The 5,615-nt window shown below is 69.0% G+C and carries 5 protein-coding genes; 3 read left to right on the top strand and 2 right to left on the bottom strand.

Annotated elements, in window-relative coordinates; genetic code table 11:
• The first annotated feature begins 473 nt into the window (after positions 1 to 473).
• On the top strand, positions 474 to 1,700 hold the full coding sequence (locus ABGB14_RS49850; protein WP_347650937.1) for an IS701 family transposase: 1,227 nt from the start codon (positions 474 to 476) through the stop codon (positions 1,698 to 1,700).
• A 21-nt stretch (positions 1,701 to 1,721) separates the two neighbouring features.
• Here the strand turns inward: ABGB14_RS49850 and ABGB14_RS49845 are convergent, their stop codons facing one another.
• Entirely contained in the window at positions 1,722 to 2,288 is a 567-nt protein-coding gene (locus tag ABGB14_RS49845; RefSeq protein WP_347650936.1) for a CGNR zinc finger domain-containing protein, read from the bottom strand.
• Between the two features lie 98 nt (positions 2,289 to 2,386).
• Between ABGB14_RS49845 and ABGB14_RS49840 the strand changes: the two genes are divergently transcribed.
• Positions 2,387 to 3,607, top strand: coding sequence for an MFS transporter (locus ABGB14_RS49840; RefSeq protein ID WP_347650935.1), 1,221 nt, complete (start codon positions 2,387 to 2,389; stop codon positions 3,605 to 3,607).
• A 142-nt stretch (positions 3,608 to 3,749) separates the two neighbouring features.
• The gene (locus tag ABGB14_RS49835; RefSeq protein WP_347650934.1) at positions 3,750 to 4,358 is read left to right on the top strand and encodes a hypothetical protein; all 609 of its coding nucleotides are present in this window, start codon (positions 3,750 to 3,752) and stop codon (positions 4,356 to 4,358) included.
• Positions 4,359 to 4,379: 21 nt separating this feature from the next.
• On the opposite strand, the gene ABGB14_RS49830 is transcribed toward ABGB14_RS49835, so the two are convergent.
• Complete coding sequence (locus tag ABGB14_RS49830; protein ID WP_347650933.1) at positions 4,380 to 5,327, bottom strand: aminoglycoside phosphotransferase family protein; 948 nt, start codon at positions 5,325 to 5,327, stop codon at positions 4,380 to 4,382.
• Between the last annotated feature and the right edge of the window lie 288 nt (positions 5,328 to 5,615).

The following is a 5,615-nucleotide window of genomic DNA, read 5'->3' as shown; positions in this document are numbered from 1 at the left end:
GAAACATTGATCCGCTGATGGCGGACGATCACTCATCATGATTCCCACGCATCACCAGCCCGAGTACACCCAACCACGATCAGGCAAGTCCCCTGGCCTGCGGTTTCAGGTTGGCACGACCCCATTGCGTTTCGGACCGGTTCGTGGGCAGGCCCGATACCGCGGTTCGACACTACGCTCACCGGATATGCGTCCCGGCTGCGGCATCGTAGTCGTGGCCGGCATCTCCGGTCCGAGCACCGCCATTGGCCTAGTGAGCCGGTATGAGATTCGGGCGCCCGCACTCCACCGCTCCGCCCGGTGAGTACGTACCTTAGTACTCCAGTGACACTTGGCGATCTTGAGGCGTTGGGGTCACATGGCGACGGCCACCGCGTGATCATTCGGAGTTTGTGAGAACAACCAAAGATCGTGCGGTGGCCGCGAGCCACAGCGTAGACCCTGACGGCTGGATGGTCATCTTCAACGAGCTGATGGCTCGGATCGCCGGCCGGTTCGGCCGCGTCGAACCGCGGCGTGCGGCAACCGCCTATGTGCGCGGGTTGCTGGCTGACATCGACCGCAAGAACTGCTGGAACCTGGCCGAACACGCCGGGCTGACCGGGCCGCAGGCGCTGCAGCGGCTGCTGCGCACCGCCCGCTGGGACGCCGACGCGGTGCGCGATGACGTCCGCGATTTCACCGTCGACCGGCTCGGTCCCGATGGCGTGCTGATCGTGGACGAGACCGGATTCGTCAAGAAGGGCGTCGGTTCGGCCGGGGTGCAGCGGCAATACAGCGGCACCGCGGGACGGATCGAAAACTGCCAGATCGGTGTGTTCCTCGCCTACGCCACCCCGGCGGGACGCGCGCTGCTGGACCGGCGGCTCTACGTGCCCGAGCACACCTGGCTGGCCGACCCCGGCCGCTGCCTCGCGGCGGGTGTCCCGGATGAGATCGCCTTCGCCACCAAGCCCGCCCTGGCCACGGCCATGGTGCTGGCCGCCCTCGAGGCCGGCGTGCCCGCCCATTGGGTGACCGGCGATGAGGTCTACGGGCAAGACCCGCGCCTGCGCGCCGCCCTGGAGGAGCGCCGGATGGGGTACGTGCTGGCGATCGCGGGCAACCGGCGGGTCGAACTCGAGGGCGCCCAGGTGAGCGCGGCCGAGGTCGCCACCCGAGTGTCCGATCGGCACTGGCACCGCTACCGCGCCGGTCAAGGTGTCAAGGGCCCCCGCTGGTACGCCTGGGCCTGGGCACGGATCGACGAAAGCGAGGCCCACGGATGTCGGTGGCTGCTGATCCGACGCAACCTGACCACCGGCGAGCTGGCGTTCTACCGCTGCTACGCGCCCACCCGGCAGCCCCTGATGGCCCTGGTCAAGATCGCTGGAATTCGATGGGCGGTTGAGGAGTCCTTCCAAGCCGCCAAGGGCCAGGTCGGGCTGGACCACTACCAGGTACGCGGCTGGACGGCCTGGCACCGGCACATCACCCTGGCCATGCTCGCGCTGGCCCTGCTGGTGGCCGTCGCCGCCGCCCAGCCACCCAGTGACCAGGACCGCATCCCGCTGACACTGCCCGAGATCCGCCGACTGCTCGCCGTACTCGTGCTGACCTGCCACCGGTCGATCACCCATCTCCTGCACTGGTCAGACTGGCGCCGCCGACACCAAGCCACCGCCCGACGCTGCCACTACCAGCGCAGATCCGAGCCATGATCGCGAAATGTCACTGGAGTATTAGCCCGAGACTCGACCGGGTCGGCGGGCGGCTGAGCGGGCGCGATAGGCCGCTGCCTTCGTACGGCTCTGGCAGGGCCGGGAGCAGAACTGGCGGACCGCGTTGCGGGAGGTGTCCACGTACACGCGATCGCACCGTGCCGCCTGGCAGATGCCGAGGCGGCCGCCGAGGTCGCTGCCGATGGCCAGAGTCAGGGCGGACGCGATGCCCGCGCTCCACCCCACTGCGAGGGTGTCGTCGGCGCCGTGGAAGTGGACCTGCCAGGGCTCGCCCGGCGCCCGGTCCAGTTGCGGGCGTGCGCCTGTGCTGATGACGAGCGCGTTGACGAGCGCGGCCGCCTCGTCGTCCCGGTCGGTGTGCATGGCCTCGAACACCCGCCGGACCTTCAGCGCTGTCCCAGCCAGGTAAAGGGCCTCTTCCATCGAGGCCGTCACGTCCCCGGGCAGGGCCGCGTCGATCGCGGATGGCAGCGCCTCACCTTTCGGGGCCACGTACGGCCTACCGCCGTCCTCGCCATCGGTCAAGGCGTTCACGAGCGATACCGCAGTGTCGAGCAGGATCGCCACGTGACTATCGAACATCACTTGACCGGTCACCTCCAGCGCTCTAGAGTGCGTGACCGACGTTACCAGTTTCGTTAGTCACGCGAGAGGTTGGCATGCCGATGACAGGCCGTGCGGGGCGTCTGCCGCGCGCCGTGTGGTGGCTCGTCCTCGCGCGGACCATCAACCGGCTGGGAGCCTTCTCCCTCGGATTCCTCACCGTCCTCATCACCACCGAGTTCGGCGCGAACGCCGTCACGGCCGGGCTGATCGTCGCCGCCTTCGGCGTAGCCACCATCCCGTCCCGTCTGCTGGGCGGCGTGCTGGCCGACCGGTTCGGACGCCGCCGCACCATCGTGACCGGGCTGGCCGGGTGCGCGCTGGCCCAGGCGGGCATCGCGATCTCAGGATCAGTGGCCATGATCGCCGTATTCGCCGTCCTGCTGGGCCTGGTCTTCGAGATCTACGAGCCGCCGTCCCAAGCCATGATCGCGGACGCCGTCCCGCCGGCTCAGCAGGCGCAGGCCTTCAGCCTGCTCAACGCGGCCATGGCGGTCGGCGGCATGGGCGCCGGCCTGATCGCAGCCGGGGTGGGACGGTGGGACCTGCGCTGGCTGTTCGTCGTGGACGCCGCCACCTGCGTGGCCTGCGCGGTCGTCGTACGCTTCGTCCTGCCCGCTGACCGCCCCGCACCGGAACCGACCGGCGACGCCCCCGCCTCCCGGGCAGGCGGATCGCCCTGGCACGACCGTTCGCTCCTCGTGCTCCTGGTGTTCGGCACCCTCTTCGCGCTCATGTACATGCAGGTGGTGATGGCCCTGCCGCTCGCGCTGGAACAACGCGGCCTCCTAGCCGCCGACGCCGGACTGCTGTCCACCGCCTCGGCCATCGTCATGGTGCTCTGCCAGCCGTTGCTCAGATGGACGGCGCCGCTGTCCCACCACGCGGCCATGTGCGCGGGCTACCTGCTGCTCGCCGCAGGCCTGGCCGGCCTCGCCATCGCGGGCGGGCTGCCGGGACACCTGGCCGCCGTGGTGGTGTGGAGCGCCGGAGACGTGCTGATGTTCGGACGCAGCTACGCGATGGTCTCGAGCATCGCACCCGAACACGCCCGGGCCCGCTATCTCTCGGTCTTCGGCACCTCATGGGGCGTCGCCACCATCCTCGCACCCCTGTGCAGCACCCAACTCCTCGAACACGCGGGACCGGCAGGGCTGTGGGGCGGACTGTCCGCCACATGCGTGCTGCTCGCCCTCGCACAGCCCATGGTGGTCGGACCGCTGTTGAGGCGCCGGCCCATCCACCGAGCCGACCGACACCAGGAGCAGGCGGCCGGGCAATGACAGGCACGGGAGGCCACGCCCCATAGCGTCCCGTTCTGGGTCCGAATCAGGTCGGGCGGCCTGCCCGCGCAATAAACGCTGATAACGTCCTGTCCGCCTGCGGCCCTGGCCGTGGGCGAACAGGACGATCTTAAGGAAGCACATGCGGCCGGGAATCTCGGGCGGCGGGCGATTCGGCGAGAACTACCGGCTCTTCGTAGGGGCGGGTCTGGCCGAGTCCTGCTGTCTCACCTGGGTCGGACTCGACGATCCGGACGAGGTCGCGCGGCGGTTCGGCGGGGCCTTGGACGACGTCCGTGAGTGCACCATTGCCGAGGCGAGAGGCGAGCTGCCGTCCTACCCTGGCCACAATGCGCCGCACATGATCGTCTGTGGACGCGCGGGTGACCGCGTCGTCGTGATGGAGCCTCTGGGCTGGCATGGCAAGGTGCAGATCGAGCAGATCTCAGCCGACGGGGTCGAGGTCCTCAACCTGTTCGCCAACCTGAACACGCGGCTCAGCCTCCGCCGGGCGGTCGACGGTCGGGTCCTGACCGTGGTCGACAGCGGCGGCCCGAGATCGGCCGGAGGTGAGGACCCCCACGGTCTCGACGACCATCTCGGGGACCTGCCGCTGTTCCCGCCGCATCCTTATGACGAACGGCAGGGGGCCTTCCTGGAACTCGCGTTCACGTTGGCAGGGCACAGGCTGGACGTCAACTGGTTCGAAACCACGGTTCACCGGCGCTACGTCGTCCGGAATAGGCCCTGACGTCGCTCGGTCATCGCCGCGCTAGCCCGTGCCCCTCGAGGCGGCGGATCGGCTGCCGGCCGCGTACTCGGAGAAGATCTCACCGAGTACGCGTCGCGCGCCCGCGGCCTCCTCCTCGTCGTCGCCCACCGTGTAGGAGTAGGTGGCGAGCGTCTTCCACAGGGCCCAGCCACGCCCGCGCGCCCATGCCGCCTCATCGACTGACAGCCGCTCCCGGAACGCCTGCCGACCCTCGGGGGTCAGCAAGGTCCATGCGATTGCCAGGTCACAGGCCGGATCGCCGACGCCGCAGGTGCCGAAGTCGATGACCGCCGCCAACTGCCCGTCGTCGAGCAGGAGATTCCCCTCGGCGACGTCACCGTGGAACCAGCTCTCCACACCGTCCCAGCGCGCGTCGAGGGCGCTCTTCCAGATCTCGCGCGCCAGGCCGACATCGACGTGGCCGTGCAGTTCCGCGAGCGCGTTCTGGACCACCCCGTCGTACGTCCGCAGCGTGCCGCCGCGAAACCAGTTGTGCTTCCCCGGGCGGGGACCGTCAGCGGGGTCGATGCTCCGCAAGGCCGCCAGGAACCCGGCCAGGTCAACCGCGAATCGGACGGGATCGGCGATCCGGTCCGCGCCGGCCGGCTCGCCGCCGAGCCATCGGTAGATCGACCACGGGTACGGGTAGCCCGCGCCGGGCTCGCCCTTCGCCAGCGGCACGGGAATCGGTAGCGGGAGCCGGGAAGCGAACGTCGGGAGCCACCGGTGTTCCTTGTCGACTGCCAAGGCGTACTCGGACGCGCAGGGCAGGCGCACCGACATTCCGGTGCCGAGGTGGAACGTTCGGTTGTCCCAGCCGCCGTTGACAACGGGCCGAACCGGGAGATCAGACCATTGAGGGAACTGCAGTTCGACGAGACGGCGCACCTGCTCCGCGGTGATGGTGATGCGCTGCGGCACGGGACCGAGATCCGGTGTGTTACTCAACGAGACATCCTGTCAGGCACGGTATCGAGCTGTGGAACGGGTCTGAAGCACGTCGTTTGAGTGAACCACTGAGGTTCACGCGGTCCAAGACGTTATTCGGGTCCGCCTGGCCGACCCGCCCCATATGAGTCGGCGTCCTGGCCATGCGGCGTTCGTGTCCAGGACTTTGTGACAGGGCGCTCACGTGAGGTGTGTCACCGATGGCGGGTGTCACACAGCGGTGGGCGCCGGCGCCTTGTGCATAGAGCAACGATTACGGGTGGACAGGCGGGAGCCAGGTATGGACGA

The sequence above is a fragment of the Nonomuraea sp. B10E15 genome (genome assembly GCF_039871615.1).
Classification (GTDB): Bacteria; Actinomycetota; Actinomycetes; order Streptosporangiales; family Streptosporangiaceae; genus Nonomuraea.
The sequence above is the reverse complement of the archived record's forward strand: the minus strand, read 5'-3'. Positions and strand labels throughout refer to the sequence as shown.